The 17,229-nt window shown below is 69.9% G+C and carries 11 protein-coding genes; 10 read left to right on the plus strand and 1 reads right to left on the minus strand.

Going from position 1 to position 17,229, the window contains the following annotated elements; translation table 11 throughout:
* The first annotated feature begins 49 nt into the window (after positions 1-49).
* The 5 genes from OG953_RS28975 (at position 50) to OG953_RS28995 (ending at position 10,067) form a co-directional block, all read left to right on the plus strand.
* Positions 50-1,576: a CHAD domain-containing protein gene (locus OG953_RS28975; protein ID WP_405687954.1), complete on the plus strand. Its 1,527-nt coding sequence runs from the start codon at positions 50-52 to the stop codon at positions 1,574-1,576.
* Positions 1,577-1,626: 50 nt separating this feature from the next.
* Entirely contained in the window at positions 1,627-3,552 is a 1,926-nt protein-coding gene (locus tag OG953_RS28980) for a TIGR03960 family B12-binding radical SAM protein (protein WP_405687956.1), read from the plus strand.
* 83 nt (positions 3,553-3,635) lie between these two features.
* Positions 3,636-4,835 (plus strand): hypothetical protein, encoded by a 1,200-nt coding sequence (locus OG953_RS28985; RefSeq protein WP_405687957.1) that lies wholly within the window; start codon positions 3,636-3,638, stop codon positions 4,833-4,835.
* 122 nt (positions 4,836-4,957) lie between these two features.
* Positions 4,958-5,740: a TIGR03936 family radical SAM-associated protein gene (locus OG953_RS28990; RefSeq protein ID WP_405687959.1), complete on the plus strand. Its 783-nt coding sequence runs from the start codon at positions 4,958-4,960 to the stop codon at positions 5,738-5,740.
* Between the two features lie 232 nt (positions 5,741-5,972).
* Positions 5,973-10,067, plus strand: a complete 4,095-nt coding sequence (locus OG953_RS28995; protein ID WP_405687961.1) for an Rne/Rng family ribonuclease — start codon at positions 5,973-5,975, stop codon at positions 10,065-10,067.
* An 89-nt stretch (positions 10,068-10,156) separates the two neighbouring features.
* Here OG953_RS28995 and OG953_RS29000 read toward each other — a convergent pair whose 3' ends face one another.
* Positions 10,157-10,483, minus strand: coding sequence for a hypothetical protein (locus tag OG953_RS29000; RefSeq protein ID WP_405687963.1), 327 nt, complete (start codon positions 10,481-10,483; stop codon positions 10,157-10,159).
* Between the two features lie 482 nt (positions 10,484-10,965).
* Between OG953_RS29000 and rplU the strand changes: the two genes are divergently transcribed.
* The 5 genes from rplU to OG953_RS29025 all read left to right on the plus strand — a co-directional run bounded on the left by rplU (position 10,966) and on the right by OG953_RS29025 (position 17,123).
* Positions 10,966-11,286 (plus strand): 50S ribosomal protein L21, encoded by a 321-nt coding sequence (gene rplU / locus OG953_RS29005; protein WP_030921216.1) that lies wholly within the window; start codon positions 10,966-10,968, stop codon positions 11,284-11,286.
* 14 nt (positions 11,287-11,300) lie between these two features.
* Positions 11,301-11,558: a 50S ribosomal protein L27 gene (gene rpmA / locus OG953_RS29010; protein ID WP_018103204.1), complete on the plus strand. Its 258-nt coding sequence runs from the start codon at positions 11,301-11,303 to the stop codon at positions 11,556-11,558.
* A gap of 162 nt (positions 11,559-11,720) precedes the next feature.
* Complete coding sequence (obgE, locus tag OG953_RS29015) at positions 11,721-13,157, plus strand: GTPase ObgE (protein WP_405687964.1); 1,437 nt, start codon at positions 11,721-11,723, stop codon at positions 13,155-13,157.
* A gap of 288 nt (positions 13,158-13,445) precedes the next feature.
* Positions 13,446-14,945 (plus strand): D-ribitol-5-phosphate cytidylyltransferase, encoded by a 1,500-nt coding sequence (locus OG953_RS29020; protein ID WP_405687966.1) that lies wholly within the window; start codon positions 13,446-13,448, stop codon positions 14,943-14,945.
* 132 nt (positions 14,946-15,077) lie between these two features.
* Positions 15,078-17,123, plus strand: coding sequence for a hypothetical protein (locus OG953_RS29025; protein ID WP_405687967.1), 2,046 nt, complete (start codon positions 15,078-15,080; stop codon positions 17,121-17,123).
* Positions 17,124-17,229: the final 106 nt, after the last annotated feature.

The following is a 17,229-nucleotide window of genomic DNA, read 5'->3' on the forward strand; positions in this document are numbered from 1 at the left end:
CGGGACGGGAGCACTGCCCATTCGCGTGCAACACGTCTAGATTCGGGTCATGGCGGACTCGAAGCGTGAGATCGAGCGGAAGTACGAAGCCACCGCGGAAACCCGGCTCCCCGAGCTGAGCCGGGTGGCCGGGGTCTCGGCCGTCGCTCACCGGGGCGTCAGCGAACTGGACGCCGTCTACTACGACACCGAGGACCTCCGGCTTGTGGCCGGCTCCCTCACCCTGCGCCGCCGCACCGGCGGGAGCGACGCCGGCTGGCACCTCAAATTCCCGGTCGCCTCGGGTATCCGGGACGAGTTCCAGGAACCGCTCTCCGACACCCTGCCGCGCTCCCTCGCCGGTCTGCTCCGCTCCCGGGTCCGCGACGGCGAACTGGTCCCCGTCGTACGGCTGCGCACCGTCCGTGACGTCCACCACCTGCTCGATGCCGAGGGCGCGCTGCTCGCCGAGGTCAGCATCGACACGGTGCGGGCCGAACGGCTGACGGGCGGCAGCGGCACGGCCGCCTGGACCGAGATCGAGGTCGAACTCGCCGACGACGGCGACCCCGCCTTCCTCGACGCCGTCGAACGACGGCTGCGCAAGGCCGGTGTCCACCCGTCCGCATCGCCGTCCAAGCTGGCCAGGGCGCTCGCCGAGACCGCGCCGGAGCGGAAGCGGGACAAGGGGGCGCGCGCGAAGACCGGGCAACCCACCGCGGGCGAACACGTCCTCGCGTACATCCGTCACCAGACCGAGGCGATCGTCGCCCTCGACCCCGCCGTACGACGCGACCTGCCCGACTCCGTGCACCAGATGCGGGTCGCCACCCGCAGACTGCGCAGCGCGCTGCGGACGTACCGGAAGATCCTCGACCGGAGCGTCACCGACCCGGTCGGCGACGAGCTGAAGTGGCTGGCCGCCGAGCTCGGTATCGACCGCGACCAGGAGGTTCTCGACGCCCGTCTGCGCTCCGGCCTCGCCGACCTGCCCCGCACCCTGATCCTCGGTCCCGTGCGCAACCGGCTGCGGATCTGGTCGGTGGCCCGCCGGGGCGGCTCCCGTCGCCGGACCGTCGCCGTACTCGACGGGAAGCGGTACCTGGCACTCCTGGAGAGCCTCGACGCCCTGCTCGCCGCCCCGCCGCTGCTGCCCGCCGCGTCCCACGCCCCCGAGCAGGCGCTGCCCCGCGCCGTATTGAAGGAGTACGAGCGCCTCGCGACCCGCGTCGGCCACGCCCTGGAGCTCCAGCCCGGCCACGACCGGGACCTCGCCATGCACGACGCCCGCAAGGCCGCCAAGCGTGCCCGTTACGCGGCGGAGGCGGCCCGGCCCGCGCTCGGGAAGCCGGCCAAGCGGATCGCCAACCGGATGAAGGCCGTGCAGACCCTCCTCGGCGACCACCAGGACAGTGTGGTGGCCCGCGACGCCCTGCGCACCCTGGCCGTCCAGGCGCACGCGGCGGGGGAGCCGGCATTCACCTGGGGACTGCTGTACGGGCGGGAGGAGTCGGCCGCCGCCGCCCGGGAGCGGGAGCTGCCGCAGGTGTGGGAGCGGGCGTCGCAGCCGCGCGTGCGGGCGGCGCTGGAAGGCTGAGCATCGGGGTACGCTTGATGGTCACCCTTGCCGGCTCTCGAAAGTTCGCGATGTCTGTCGATTCGGTCTTCCCACAGCTCGAAGCTCTGCTCCCGCATGTGCAGAAGCCCATCCAGTACGTCGGCGGTGAGCTGAACTCCACCGTCAAGCCGTGGGACGAATGCGACGTCCGCTGGGCGCTGATGTACCCGGACGCGTACGAGGTCGGACTCCCCAACCAGGGCGTCATGATCCTTTACGAGGTACTCAACGAGCGCCAGGGCGTTCTCGCCGAGCGCACCTACAGCGTGTGGCCGGACCTCGAAGAGCTGATGCGCGAACACAAGGTCCCGCAGTTCACCGTGGACAGCCACCGCCCTGTGAAGGCGTTCGACGTCTTCGGGCTGAGCTTCTCCACCGAACTCGGCTACACGAACATGCTCACTGCCCTGGATCTCGCGGGCATCCCGCTGGACGCCAAGGACCGCACCGTCGACGACCCGATCGTGCTGGCCGGCGGCCACGCCGCGTTCAACCCCGAGCCGATCGCGGAGTTCATCGACTGTGCGGTCATCGGCGACGGCGAGCAGGCCGTCCTGGAGATCACCGAGATCATCCGCGCCTGGAAGGCCGAGGGCCGCCCCGGCGGTCGCGAAGAGGTGCTGTTCCGCCTCGCGAAGACCGGTGGCGTCTACGTCCCGGGCTTCTACGACGTCGAGTACCTCCCGGACGGGCGCATCGGCCGTGTCGTGCCCAACAAGTCGGGCGTGCCGTGGCGGGTGTCCAAGCACACCGTGATGGACCTCGACGAGTGGCCGTACCCGAAGCAGCCCCTCGTTCCCCTCGCCGAGACCGTCCACGAGCGGATGTCCGTCGAGATCTTCCGCGGCTGCACCCGCGGCTGCCGTTTCTGCCAGGCCGGCATGATCACGCGCCCCGTGCGGGAGCGAAGCATCACCGGCATCGGCGAAATGGTCGAGAAGGGCCTCAAGGCGACCGGCTTCGAAGAGGTCGGCCTGCTCTCGCTCTCCTCCGCGGACCACACCGAGATCGGCGAGATCGCCAAGGGCCTCGCCGACCGGTACACCGAGGACAAGATCGGCCTCTCGCTGCCCTCCACCCGCGTCGACGCGTTCAACGTGGACCTGGCCAACGAGCTGACCCGTAACGGCCGTCGCTCCGGACTCACCTTCGCCCCCGAGGGTGGCTCCGAGCGTATGCGCAAGGTCATCAACAAGATGGTCTCGGAAGAGGACCTCATCCGTACCGTCGCCACCGCGTACGGCAACGGCTGGCGCCAGGTCAAGCTGTACTTCATGTGCGGTCTGCCCACCGAGACCGACGAGGACGTCCTCCAGATCGGTGACATGGCGGTCAATGTGATCGCCAAGGGCCGCGAGGTCTCCGGCCAGAACGACATCCGCTGCACTGTCTCCATCGGCGGCTTCGTGCCCAAGCCGCACACGCCGTTCCAGTGGGCCCCGCAGCTCAGCGCCGAGGAGACCGACGCCCGGCTGGCCAAGCTCCGCGACAAGATCCGCGGCGACAAGAAGTACGGCCGCTCCATCGGCTTCCGCTACCACGACGGCAAGCCCGGCATCGTCGAGGGCCTGCTCTCGCGCGGCGACCGCCGTATCGGCTCCGTCATCCGCGCGGTCTACGAGTCCGGCGGCCGCTTCGACGGCTGGCGCGAGCACTTCAGCTACGACCGCTGGATGACCGCCGCCGAGAAGACGCTGCCCGACTACGGCGTGGACGTCGACTGGTACACCACCCGTGAGCGGAGCTACGAGGAGGTCCTGCCCTGGGACCACCTGGACTCCGGTCTCGACAAGGACTGGCTCTGGGAGGACTGGCAGGACTCGCTCGACGAGACCGAGGTCGAGGACTGCCGCTGGACCCCGTGCTTCGACTGTGGCGTCTGTCCGCAGCTGGACACCAGTATCCAGATCGGCCCGACCGGCAAGAAGCTCCTGCCGCTGTCGGTCGTGAAGTAGGCCGAACCCCCTTCCGGGTGACAGCTCGGTGACGAAGGCCCGGTCCGGGAAACTCCGGACCGGGCCTTCGCGTCATCTACGGCATGGACTACGGCAAGCACCAGGCCCCCGCGCACTACGAAGCCGGCGAGGGCTGTCTGACCACCCTGATCAGGATTCCGGTACGGATCGTGGTGCTGGCGATCGTCCTGCCCGTCCGCATGATCTGGGACGCCCTGGTGGCGGGAGCCCGCGCCGCCGACCGCATCCTGCTGCGCCCCCTGGGCCGAGCACTGTCCTGGCTGCTCGCGATGCTGGTGGTGACCCCCGCGGTCTGGCTGTACGAGGCGGTGCTCACCCCACTGGGACATGCGCTGCTGTGGCTGGCCGCGGCGGTTTTCGTCTGGCCGTGGGTCGCGCTCTGGCGGTATGTGCTGGTGCCGGCGGTGCGGTACGGGCTCGTGGTGCCGGTGGTGTGGCTGTACGAGGCGGTGCTCACCCCGATCGGGCACGGGCTGCGCTGGGTGTATCGCGAGCTGCTCGCCCCGGTCGGCCGGGGGATCGCCGCCGCGGTCGGCTGGGTGCTCACCGCCCTGTTCGTCTGGCCGGTGGTCGGCCTGTGGCGGTACGCCCTGGTGCCCCTCGCGCTCGCCGCCGCCTGGCTGGCGGAGCATCTGATCGTACGGCCGCTGGCCTGGGCGTACCGGGAGCTGCTCACTCCGCTCGGCCATGGCATCACCTGGCTGCTCGAACGGCTGGCGCGCGGGATCGCGGCCGTCGGGAGCGGTCTGTGGGCGGCGGTGGTGTGGCTGGTTCTGACACTGCTCGTCGCACCGCTCGGCCGGCTGTACCGGCGGGTCCTCGCCCCGGTCGGCCGGGAGATCGCCGCCGCCTTCGGCGTCGCCTGGCGCATCGCGGGGTACATCTCGCGGGCCGTCGGCCGGGCCATCGCCTGGCTGGCGTGGCATCTGATCGGGGCGCCGGTGACCTGGGTCTATCGCACGGTGTGCACGCCGGTGGGACATTTCGTACGGGATGCCGTCTGGGCCCCCGCCAAGCGGGCCGCCGTCGAGGCGGGACGCGCGGCCCGGGCGGCGCTGCGCACGGCGCGCGAGACCGTGGCCCGGGCACGCCGTGACGCATGGCGGGCACTGGTCGGCGGGCCGAGGGCGCCCGAGCCCCGGGAACCGGGGAGCCCCCTTGCGCGTAGGCTGGGTGCTACGCAACAAGCAATGACTGTGCCCAGCGCGGCGCCCGAACCAGAGATCTCCTCGCGCGGAGAGAAAAACGCCGAGCGGGGGTGAGCCGGACCGGACACCCCGGGCCACCCGCATTTCGAGGGCGGCGTGCCACCGCGTCCGCCCCGCACCAAGGAGAAGAACCACTGGGCAAGCGACAGCCCGAAGGCCCGCCGCCCGCACCGGCAGTGCAGCGCATCCGACTGCGCTACACGAAGCGCGGCCGCCTCCGGTTCACCAGCCACCGTGACTTCCAGCGTGCCTTCGAGCGGGCACTGCGCCGCTCCGAGGTGCCCATGGCCTACTCGGCGGGCTTCACCCCGCACCCGAAGGTGTCGTACGCCAATGCCGCCCCCACCGGTACGGGCAGTGAAGCCGAGTTCCTGGAGATCGCCCTCACCGAGGCCCGGGATCCGGCCGTCCTGCGCGAGCTGCTCAACGCCTCGCTCCCGGACGGTCTCGACATCACCGACGCCGTGGAGGCCCGCACCTCAGGTCTCGCCGACCGGCTGACCGCCTCCATCTGGGAGCTGCGTCTCGACGGTGTCTCCACCGAGGAGGCCGTCAAGGCCGTGGCCGCTTTCAACGGAGCTGAGGCCGTCGAGGTCCAGCGCCGGGCGAAGAACGGCATGCGGACCTTCGACGCCCGCGCCGCCGTGGTCGACCTGCAGGCCCTTGATCCACAGCCTGATAGGCCCGAGGACAAGCCCTGTGCGATACTGCGGCTGGTTGTTCGGCACGTGACACCTGCCGTGCGACCTGACGACGTCCTGTCCGGTCTCCGCGTTGTGGCCGACCTGGCGCCGCCGGTCCCCGCAGCGGTGACCAGGCTGGCGCAGGGGCTCTTCGACGAGGAGTCCGGCACGGTGACCGACCCGCTCGCGCCCGACCGCGAGGCAGCCCCGGCCGCTCCACCCATGGCCACCGGGACCGCCGTCGCGACGGCGCCGGAAGGTACAGGTTCCGCGTAAGGCGGTCGTTGCAGCGCAGTCCTCCGACTCGGGAGCCACCTGGGTCGGGCCGCGCGATGACCCATAAGACTTTCGCCAGGCCGTACGCACATCGCTTACGGAACCGGCGAGCCAGACATTGAGTTCCCGTGCGGCGCCCGCGCCCCGGACGGCGGTCTCGCGTACATCACGCGGGCCGTGCCGGACCGGAATCAGACGCGGCGCCCGGGAGCCTGACGGGAGAACCGCCCGCATGCCCCAGTCCAACGAACCCGGCACGACCGGGAACGCCGAAGAGAACAACGCACCCGGAGACAAGCTGCCGCCGCGCCGCAGGCGCCGCGCCGCGTCCCGCCCGGCCGGCCCGCCGCTGGCGGACGCACAGGATGCCGCCGCTCCGGCCATACCGGCCGATGACGCCGCAGTGTCCGACAACACCACCACCGACGCCGAGAGCGCTCCGGCGACAGAAGCCGCGCCGCCCGCGCGTACCCGTCGTCGTGCCGTCCGCAAGGCGACCGCTCCGGCGGGTGCGCCGCAGGCTGCCGAGGCCGTCGAGGTCGTGGAGCCCGCCGCGAGCGCCGAGGCCACCGAGGCCGTGGCCGAGGTCGTGGAGGCGCCGCCTGCTCGTACCCGTCGTCGTGCGGTGCGCAAGGCGACTGCCCCGGCGGGTACACCGCAGACCGCAGAGGCCACCGAGACCGCTGCCGAGCCCGAGCCCGAGGCAGAGGTCGTGGAGGCGCCGCCTGCTCGTACCCGTCGTCGTGCCGTCCGCAAGGCGACCGCTCCGGCGGGTGCGCCGCAGGCTGCCGAGGCCGTCGAGGTCGTGGAGCCCGCTGCGAGCGCCGAGGCCACCGAGGCCGTGGAGGCGCCGCCTGCTCGTACCCGCCGTCGTGCGGTGCGCAAGGCGACTGCCCCGGCGGGTGCGCCGCAGACCGCAGAGGCCGTCGAGATCGTCGAGGAAGCAACGCCCGTGGCGAGTGCCGAGCCCGAGGCTGCCGCAGCCGTCGAGCCGGAGGCTGCCGCGCCGCGTGGCCGCACCCGGCGCAGGGCATCGGCTCCGGCCGGTGCACCGCAGCCCACCGAGGCCCCGGCCGAGGCTGCCGCACCAGCAGAAGCAGTAGCAGAAGAAGTCGTCACCGAGGCCGTCGAGGCCCCGCGCGGACGCCGTCGTGCCGTGCGCAAGGCGACCGCTCCGGCGGGTGCGCCGAAGGTCACCGAGGCCACCGCCGAAACCGGCGGGAGTCTGCCCGAGGCCGCTGTCGAGGAGCTGGCCGCCGAGCCCGCCGAGGTCGAGGACGCCGCACCGCGCGGCCGTCAGCGCCGCCGGGCCACCGCAGCCGCGGGCCGGCCCGAGTTCACCGGCAAGGTCGAGGAGCCCGTACGCAAGAGCCGTCGCGCGACGCGCCCCGCCGTGGCCGTGTTCCAGGCGCCGGTCTTCGCCGAGCCGATGTTCCAGACCCCGGAGACCGCGGCCGCCGCCGCTGCCGCTTCGCGTCACGAAGAGGTCGAGGAAGAGACCGAGACGGTCGAGGAGCCGACCGCCACCACCGAGGCCCCGGCCGCCGAGGCCGCGCCGCAGGCCGGTTCGCGCCGCCGTCGCCGCCGTCGCGGTGAGGCCGCCGAGCCCGAGCCGGCCGCCGCTGTCGAGGTGGAGGAGCACGCCGAGGAGGAGCCCGAGCCGGAAGGCGAGGCCGAGCACGAGGCCGAGCCCGAGGCCGAGGAGACGGACGAGTACGGGGACCGGCCTTCGCGCCGTCGCCGTCGCGGAGGGCGTCGCCGCCGTCGTGGCGAGACCACCGAAGGTGACGAGGCCGCGGAGCAGTTCGGCGAGGAGGCTGCCGCCGAGCACGCCGAGGAGGACCAGGAGCGCGCTCAGGAGTCCGAAGAGGCTGAGGAGGACGAGGACCACGAGGCGCCCTCCGCCGGATCCAGCAGCAGCCGTCGTCGCCGTCGTCGTCGCCGTCGCAGCGGTGACGTCCCGTCCGACGCCGACAACGGCACGGACGACCCGGAGCGTACGGTCGTCAAGGTCCGCGAGCCCCGCAAGAAGGAAGAGCGGGAGCCCGGCACCGGCTTCGACGAGGTCCAGTCCATCAAGGGCTCGACCCGTATGGAGGCGAAGAAGCAGCGCCGCCGCGAGGGCCGTGAGCAGGGCCGCCGTCGCGTCCCGATCATCACCGAGGCCGAGTTCCTGGCGCGCCGCGAGGCCGTCGAGCGCGTGATGGTCGTCCGCCAGAACGGCGAGCGCACCCAGATCGGCGTCCTCGAGGACAACGTGCTCGTCGAGCACTACGTCAACAAGGAGCAGGCCACCAGCTACGTCGGCAACGTCTACCTGGGCAAGGTGCAGAACGTACTGCCGTCCATGGAGGCCGCCTTCGTCGACATCGGCAAGGGCCGCAACGCCGTCCTGTACGCCGGGGAGGTGAACTTCGAGGCGCTCGGCATGGCCCACGGGCCGCGCCGTATCGAGACCGCGCTCAAGTCCGGGCAGTCCGTCCTCGTTCAGGTGACCAAGGACCCGATCGGCCACAAGGGTGCCCGCCTGACCAGCCAGGTCTCGCTGCCCGGCCGCTACCTGGTCTATGTGCCCGAGGGCTCGATGACCGGCATCAGCCGCAAGCTGCCCGACACCGAGCGGGCCCGGCTGAAGACCATCCTCAAGAAGATCGTTCCCGAGGACGCGGGCGTCATCGTCCGCACCGCGGCTGAGGGCGCGAGCGAGGACGAGCTCCGTCGCGATGTCGAACGGCTGCAGCAGCAGTGGGAGGACATCCAGAAGAAGTCGAAGAGCAGCGGCAGCTCCAACGCGCCGACGTTGCTCTACGGCGAGCCGGACATGACCGTCCGGGTCGTCCGCGACATCTTCAATGAGGACTTCTCCAAGGTCATCGTCAGCGGCGACGACGCGTGGGAGACCATCCACGGTTACGTCTCGCGAGTGGCGCCGGATCTGACGGACCGCCTGTCGCGGTGGACCTCCGAGGTCGACATCTTCGCGACGTACCGGATCGACGAGCAGCTCATGAAGGCGCTGGACCGGAAGGTCTATCTGCCGAGCGGCGGCTCGCTGGTGATCGACAAGACCGAGGCGATGGTCGTCGTCGACGTCAACACCGGCAAGTTCACCGGTCAGGGCGGCAACCTCGAAGAGACCGTCACCAAGAACAACCTGGAGGCGGCCGAGGAGATCGTGCGTCAGCTGCGGCTGCGCGACCTCGGTGGCATCGTCGTCGTCGACTTCATCGACATGGTGCTGGAGTCCAACCGGGATCTGGTGCTGCGGCGCCTGCTGGAGTGCCTGGGACGCGACCGTACGAAGCACCAGGTCGCCGAGGTCACCTCGCTGGGCCTGGTCCAGATGACCCGCAAGCGGGTGGGCCAGGGCCTGCTGGAGTCCTTCTCCGAGACCTGTGTCCACTGCAACGGGCGCGGCGTGATCGTGCACATGGAACAGCCGACCTCGGTCGGTGGCGGCGGCAACGGCAAGCGTTCCAAGAAGCGTGGCCGGGGCGGCGTGGACCACGAGCACGTGGTGGAGATCGAGACCGAGATCGAGATCGAGACCGAGGCCGAGGTGGCTGCCGAGGTGGCCGCCCCGGTGGCGCTGCCCGAGCCGGAGTTCGTCCCGGACGAGGAGCTGTACAGCAGCCCGGCCGAGGCCGAGGCAGCAGCCTCGCGCGGCCGCGGCCGGCGCCGCGCGACCCGTAAGGCAACGGCCCCGGCCGGCGCGCCGAAGGCCGCAGCAGCACCCGCTCCGGTGGTCGAGCCGGAGCCGGTCGTGGTCGTGGTGCCGGAGCCGGTCGTGGAGCCCGAGCCGATCGCCGAGACCCCGGTGGTCGCCGAGGCCCCTCAGGGCCGTACGCGCCGTCGGGCGACCCGGAAGGCGACCGCTCCGGCGGGCTCGCCGGCCCCGGCCGAGCAGGTCGAGGAACTGGTATCGGTGGCGACCCCGGTCGTCGAGGCCCCGCAGCCCGAGGCCGCACCCGAAGAGGTGGCCCCCGAGGCCGCCCCGCCGCGTGCACGTCGCCGGGTGACCCGCAAGGTCACCGCCCCCGCGGGCTCGCCCGCAGGTGTGGATGCGGCAGAGGTTGTCGTGGTGACCGGTTCCATCGAGCTGAAGCCCGACGCCGAGACCGCAGAAGCCGCGGAAGCGGAGGCCCCGGCGAAGAAGACGGCGCGCAAAACCGCGAAGAAGGCCACCGCCAAGAAGACCGCTGCGAAGAAGACGACGGCCAAGAAGACCGCTGCGAAGAAGACGACGGCCAAGAAGGCGGCGGCGAAGAAGACGGTTGCCGCGGAGCAGTCGCCGCAGCCTTCCGTCTCGGCCGACACCGAGAACTGACCAGCCGGTCGAAGGAGTAATGAAGGAGGTGCGGGCCCCTCGGGGGCCCGCACCTCCTTCATTGTGATTGCCGGCCCGGTCCGGGTTCCTCAGCGAAACTGATTGAATGCGATGGCGTTGGTGAGCGAGGTGGCGCCGGTCTGTACGCCATCGATTTTCACTGTCTGGCCCGAAACGTGTTTCACATACACGAGCAGAATGAACGTGCGGGTGCCGCAGGAGCTGTCGATGGGCACGTCGGGCAGTGCGAAGTACGCGACGTGGTGGTGTCCGTCGTCGTTGATCGTCTTGCGCGAGAACGTGCTGGTGGCGCGGCACATGTGCCCAGTCGTGTCGAACTGGATGAACGAAACGCGTGTCCACGACTGCGTTCGGCCGGCCCGAACGACACCAGTCCGCAAGCTCACATGTTCCACGGCCCTTCGCTCCCCATGCATTTCTCCGTCTGGAAGCATGAATTGATGCTTGCGCTTACAATCTTTGAACTCGACGGATAATTCGAGGCATTCCGAGGGGTGCTGGCCGATTTCTTGGCTTGCATTTTCTCGGTCGTGGTGACCGCGTCCTCGGCGTGGAGCCGGGGACGTCATCTCCGTGCTGTGGAGCGAAGGGTCTGCCCGGTAGGAATGAGTGGCGCCGGGCGGTGGAGGCGGTGGCCTCCCACGTCCGGCCCGCCATCGCCGCAGCCCGTGCCGGGGCGGACCCGGTTTGACCCCCTGAGGGCGGCCCCGTAGCCTTGACCCTCGGCGTGTTTCCCATGTGCGCCCACCCCTGAGCACATTCCTCCTGGTGGCTCGTCCGTCAGGAGAGGCCGCTCATCCTTCCGGATCGTCGCGGGCTTCGGCCTGTGCGGGCGGCTGGCATCAGGGGATCCGTTCCGAGCGAGAGAGAGATCCGCGTGTACGCCATCGTGCGCAGCGGTGGCCGCCAGCACAAGGTTGCTGTCGGTGACATCGTTGAGGTTGACAAGATTTCCACTGCCCAGGTTGGCGACACGGTCGAGCTCTCGACCCTGCTCGTGGTCGACGGCGACGCCGTGACCAGCGACCCGTGGGTGCTGGCCGGGATCAAGGTCCAGGCCGAGGTCGTGGACCACCACAAGGGCGCGAAGATCGACATCCTTCGCTACAAGAACAAGACCGGCTACCGCCGTCGCCAGGGTCACCGTCAGCAGTACACGGCGATCAAGGTCACCGGTATCCCCGCGGCTGCGAAGTAAGGGACTGAGGAGACATGGCACACAAGAAGGGCGCATCGTCCACCCGGAACGGGCGCGATTCCAATGCTCAGCGGCTCGGCGTGAAGCGCTTCGGCGGTCAGGCCGTCAACGCCGGTGAGATCCTGGTCCGCCAGCGCGGCACCCACTTCCACCCGGGCACGGGCGTCGGCCGTGGTGGCGACGACACGCTGTTCGCACTCGCCGCCGGTGCGGTCGAGTTCGGCACGCACCGTGGCCGCAAGGTCGTGAACATCGTTCCGATCGCCGGCTGATTTTCGGCGCTCGTCGAGCGGTTTCTGCGGAGGCGGACCTCACTTCCTGTACGGGAAGCGGGTCCGCCTTTCGCGTGTTTCTCCCATGAGAGACGGCTTTCTCCTGTGCGGGGACAGCGCGAGTGAGACATTTCTGCATGTATGTAACTGGAGGTTCCAACCATGACCACCTTCGTGGACCGCGTCGAGCTGCATGTCGCCGCGGGTAACGGAGGCCACGGCTGTGCCTCCGTTCACCGTGAGAAGTTCAAGCCGCTCGGCGGCCCGGACGGCGGCAACGGTGGCCGTGGCGGCGATGTGACCCTGGTCGTCGACCAGGACATCACCACGCTCCTCGACTACCACCACAGTCCCCACCGCAAGGCCACCAACGGCCAGCCCGGTGCGGGCGACCACCGCTCCGGCAAGGACGGCCAGGACCTCGTCCTGCCGGTTCCCGACGGCACGGTCGTGCTCGACAGGAACGGCAACGTGCTGGCCGACCTGGTCGGCCAGGGCACCACGTTCGTCGCCGGACAGGGCGGCCGCGGCGGCCTCGGCAACGCCGCGCTGGCCTCCGCCCGGCGCAAGGCCCCCGGCTTCGCGCTGCTGGGCGAGCCCGGTGAGGCCCGGGACATCGTCCTGGAGCTCAAGACCGTCGCCGATGTCGCGCTGGTGGGCTACCCGAGCGCCGGCAAGTCCTCGCTGATTTCCGTCCTGTCGGCGGCCAAGCCGAAGATCGCCGACTACCCCTTCACGACCCTCGTCCCCAACCTCGGCGTGGTCACTGCGGGCAGCACCGTCTACACCATCGCCGACGTCCCGGGCCTGATCCCGGGCGCCAGCCAGGGCCGGGGCCTCGGCCTGGAGTTCCTGCGGCACGTGGAGCGCTGCTCGGTGCTCGTGCACGTCCTGGACACCGCGACGCTGGAGTCCGACCGCGACCCGGTCTCCGACCTCGACATGATCGAGGAGGAGCTGAAGCAGTACGGCGGCCTGGAGGACCGGCCCCGCATCGTCGTCCTCAACAAGATCGACATCCCGGACGGCCTGGACCTCGCCGACATGATCCGCCCGGACCTGGAGGCACGCGGCTACCGCGTCTTCGAGGTGTCCGCCGTCGCCCGTACCGGCCTGAAGGAGCTCTCCTTCGCGCTCGCGGGCGTCATCGCCGAGGCGCGTGCGGCCAAGCCCGTGGAGGTGGCGACCCGTATCGTCATCCGTCCGAAGGCCGTCGACGACACGGGCTTCACCGTCACCAAGGAGGAGGACGGCCTCTACCGGGTGCGCGGCGAGAAGCCGGAGCGCTGGGTACGGCAGACCGACTTCAACAACGACGAGGCCGTCGGCTACCTGGCGGACCGCCTCAACCGTCTCGGTGTCGAGGACGAGCTGATGAAGGCCGGCGCCCGTGCGGGCGACGGCGTGGCCATCGGCGCCGAGGACAACGCGGTCGTCTTCGACTGGGAGCCGACCATGGCCGCGGGTGCGGAGATGCTCGGCCGGCGTGGCGAGGACCACCGTCTCGAAGCGCCGCGCCCGGCGGCACAGCGCCGTCGTGACCGTGAGGCGGAACGCGACGAGGTGCAGCGCGAGTTCGACGACTTCAACCCGTTCTAGACCGTGCACCAGCCGCCGGACGGACTTGTTCCGCAAGCCGGTCCGGCGGCCTTGCCGGCTCTCCCCACCGCACAACCGGCGGAGCCGAACCCCGCTCAAGGGTGATTGATGCCGCTCAGTCGTGTGGCGTCGGTCACCCGGTCGGGAAGCGCCAATTCCGGTATTCGCCCTGATCGCAAGGCAGCGGAAGGTTTCGATACGGCGTGCAGTAGCCGACGTCCGCCTTGCGAGACGGTAACGGAGAGTGCAACCATCGCTGTATCTCCCAGCCCTCAAGGTAGGTCGTCTGTGTCTGCTCAGCACATAGCCAAAGCCCGAACCACAGCAGTTGTGCTCGCCGGCGGTACCGGCCAGCGCGTGGGTCTGTCCATTCCCAAGCAGCTGCTGAAGATCGCAGGCAAGGCCGTCATCGAGCACACGCTGTCGATCTTCCAGCAGGCCGACTCCATCGACGACGTCATCGTGCTGATGGCTCCGGGCTATGTGCCCGACGTGGAGAAGATCGTCGCCAAGGCCGGACTCACCAAGGTCACCAAGGTGATCGAGGGCGGCTCCACCCGCAACGAGACCACCGAGCGCGCCATCGCGGCCCTCGGCGAGGGCCTGGCCGAGGGAGAGGACCGCAACGTCCTCTTCCACGATGCCGTGCGCCCCCTGCTCTCGCAGCGCGTCATCAAGGACTGCGTCGACGCCCTGGACCGCTACCAGGCGGTCGACGTCGCCATCCCGTCCGCGGACACGATCATCGTGACCCGCACCCACGGCGGCGACGGCGAGTTCATCACCGACGTGCCCGACCGCTCCCGGCTGCGCCGCGGCCAGACGCCGCAGGCCTTCAAGCTCTCCACGATCCGCCGGGCGTACCAGGTCGCCGCGGGCGACCCGAACTTCCAGGCCACCGATGACTGCTCGGTCGTCCTGAAGTACCTCCCCGACGTGCCGATCTACGTGGTCGCGGGCGACGAGTACAACATGAAGGTCACCCAGCCGGTCGACGTCTTCATCGCGGACAAGCTCTTCCAGCTGGCCTCCACGGCCGTCCCGCAGCCGACCGACGACGCCGCCTACCGTGAGCTGCTCACCGGCAAGACCCTCGTCGTCTTCGGCGGCTCGTACGGCATCGGCGCGGACATCGCGGCGCTCGCCGAGTCCTACGGCGCCACCGTCTACGCCCTGGGCCGCTCCACCACCGGTACCCACGTGGAGAACCCGGAGCACGTCGACGACGCGCTCTCCAAGGCGTACGCGGACACCGGCCGCGTCGACTACGTGATCAACACCGCGGGCGTGCTCCGCATCGGCAAGCTGGCCGAGACGGACAGCACGACCATCCAGGAAGCGCTGAACGTCAACTACCTGGCGCCCGTGCAGATCGCCCGCGCCTCGTACAAGTACCTCGCCGAGACCAAGGGCCAGCTGCTGCTCTACACCTCCAGCAGCTACACCCGGGGCCGCGCGGAGTACAGCCTCTACTCGTCGACCAAGGCCGCGATGGTGAACCTCACCCAGGCGCTCTCGGACGAGTGGGCGGGCGACGGAGTGCGGGTGAACTGCGTGAACCCCGAGCGCACCGCCACCCCGATGCGTACCAAGGCGTTCGGCGACGAGCCCGCGGGCACGCTGCTCTCCTCCGAGGCGGTTGCCAGGACCTCCCTCGACGTCCTGCTCTCCGAGATGACCGGCCATGTCATCGACGTACGGCAGCAGGACCCGACCCGAGGTGCCTCCGAGGCATCGGGCTTCGAACAGGCGCTGGCCGCTGTCCTGGACCGACAGGCCGATGTGTAATACTGCTTGACAATCGACTAATCGGACCCCTGCAGGCGCCAAGCGCGAACTGCAGGGGTCCGAATTCGTAAAGCTCAGCCTTCACACTTTCCTCGTAAGGTAAACAGTCGGCACCCTCGGGAGCGGTACTTCGTGATTTCGAAAGCCATTCGCTTGGCTCGGGTGGGCAGCGGTTCGGAGCTGGCCGCGGCGCTCCTGGTGGCTGTGGGGTTCCCGTGCATCATGCTCGCGGCGATAATCCCCAATCTCTGGTTCTTCGCCGCGGCGACCGCGGCCACTTATCTCGCGGACCGGTATCTGCACCACTGCGGCAGCTATCTGATCAACCGGCTCGCCGCTGTCCGGGCCGGGCTGTCGATCAGATTCCTGGTCCGCCAACTGCTGCTCATCCTGCTGCTCTCCCGTATGGGATACGGCGAGCAGACACTCTTCTACGTGACGGTCGCCTGCCTGCTGGCCTTCTACGGACTCCAGGCGCCGCAGAGCGCGATGGTCACCCTCATCCGACTGCGCCGCAAGCTTCCGGTGGTCACCCGCAACATCGACCTCAGCTCGGTGCGGATAGGGGACGCCCCGCCGCAGAGCCTGACGAACCGGCCCGCGGAGAAGATGCTGCACCTGGACATCTTCTCGATGGTGGGTGTGCTGGTCGCGGTCGAGACCGGTGAGAACGTCATCGCCTACGCCGGCCTCGGCCTCACGCTCGTCCTCGCGGTCGGCTACCTGGCAGCACTTCTGCCGTATGTCCGGCCGAGCCGGCTCGTACCGCCGGAGACCAAGGTCCTCAACGCGGTGGGCGACTGGCTCGCCGAGTACCAGCCGACCGTGATGCTGTACTTCTCAGGCTCCAAGGACTCGGCCTACCAGGTCAACATGTGGCTGGAGACGATGGCCCAGCTCGGCGGGCGGCCGCTGATCTTCCTGCGTGAGCGCAACATCGTCCCGCAGCTGGCCACGACGTCGGTGCCCGTGCTCTGTGTGCCCGGCGGCGTGCACCTGATGAATCTGGACCTCTCGTCGGTACGGGTCGCGTTCTACGCAGCCAACGTCGGCAAGAACATCCACCTGCTCCGGGTGCCGACGATGAAGCATGTCTTCATCGGCCACGGCGACAGCGACAAGCTGGCCAGCGTCAACCCGTTCAGCAAGGCCTACGACGAGGTGTGGACCGCGGGCCGGGCCGGCCGCGACCGTTACGCGCTGGCCGATGTCGGTGTGCGCGACGAGGACATCGTCGAGGTGGGCCGCCCGCAGCTGGCCGCCATCCAGCCGTGGTCCGGTGCGCAGAAGAACCCGATCCCGACCGTGCTGTACGCCCCCACCTGGGAGGGCTGGGACGACAACCCGGGCAATACCTCGCTGCTGCTGGCCGGTGAGAACATCGTCAAGCGACTGCTGAACTCGGAGAAGCCGATCCGGCTGCTCTACAAGCCGCACCCCTTCACCGGCACCCGCAGCGCCAAGGCCAAGGCCGTGCACCTGCGCATCACCGCGATGATCGAGCAGGCCGCCGCCCAGCGCGCCACCGACCCCCGCTGGGCGAAGGAATCGGCCGCTCTGCAGGGCGAGCAGGCCGAGGCCCGGGCCGAGCTGGCCCGTATCGAGGCACGTCTCGCCGAACTCGCCAGGGGTGGCCGCACCGCCCGGGACGAGGCGGAACTGTCCCGGGACTCGCTGGCCGACCCGGCGCGTGAGGCCGAGACCGCGAGGCTCAAGGACGAGTGGAACGCTGCCTCCTGGCGCGCGCAGGGGTGGTGGGAGCACAGGGTCATCACCGGATCCGAGATGCGGCTGTACGACTGCTTCAACGAGTCGGACGCCATGGTCTCGGACATCTCCAGTGTGGTGTCCGACTTCATCGCGAGCGGCAAGCCGTACGCGGTCACCGACTCCGCCGCGCTGGGCGAGGAGGAGTTCCGTCGGCAGAACACCGCGGTACGCGCCGCAGTGATCCTCTCCAACTCGGCGACCGAGCTGGACGCCCTGCTCGACGCGGTGACGGACTCCGGTGCGGACACGCTGGCGGAGGCCCGGCGAGAGCTGAAGCAGTACCTCCTCGGCCCGGACGAGCCCACGTCCCTCATGCAGTTCGACGCGGCTGTGAAGGCGCTCGCGGCCAAGTCCGAGGCGCGGAACGTCGGGGTGGCGAAGAGCCTGGGTGAGCCCGTGGGTGGCTGAGGGTCCAGCATTCGTATTACGTCGAGCAAGGCCCGGCACAACCTCCCCGAAGGTTGTGCCGGGCCTTTGTGATGGGTATCACTTTTTGGGTGCATGGCGTAGGACA

Source organism: Streptomyces sp. NBC_00057, from assembly GCF_045041165.1.
In the GTDB taxonomy this organism is placed as follows: Bacteria; Actinomycetota; Actinomycetes; order Streptomycetales; family Streptomycetaceae; genus Streptomyces.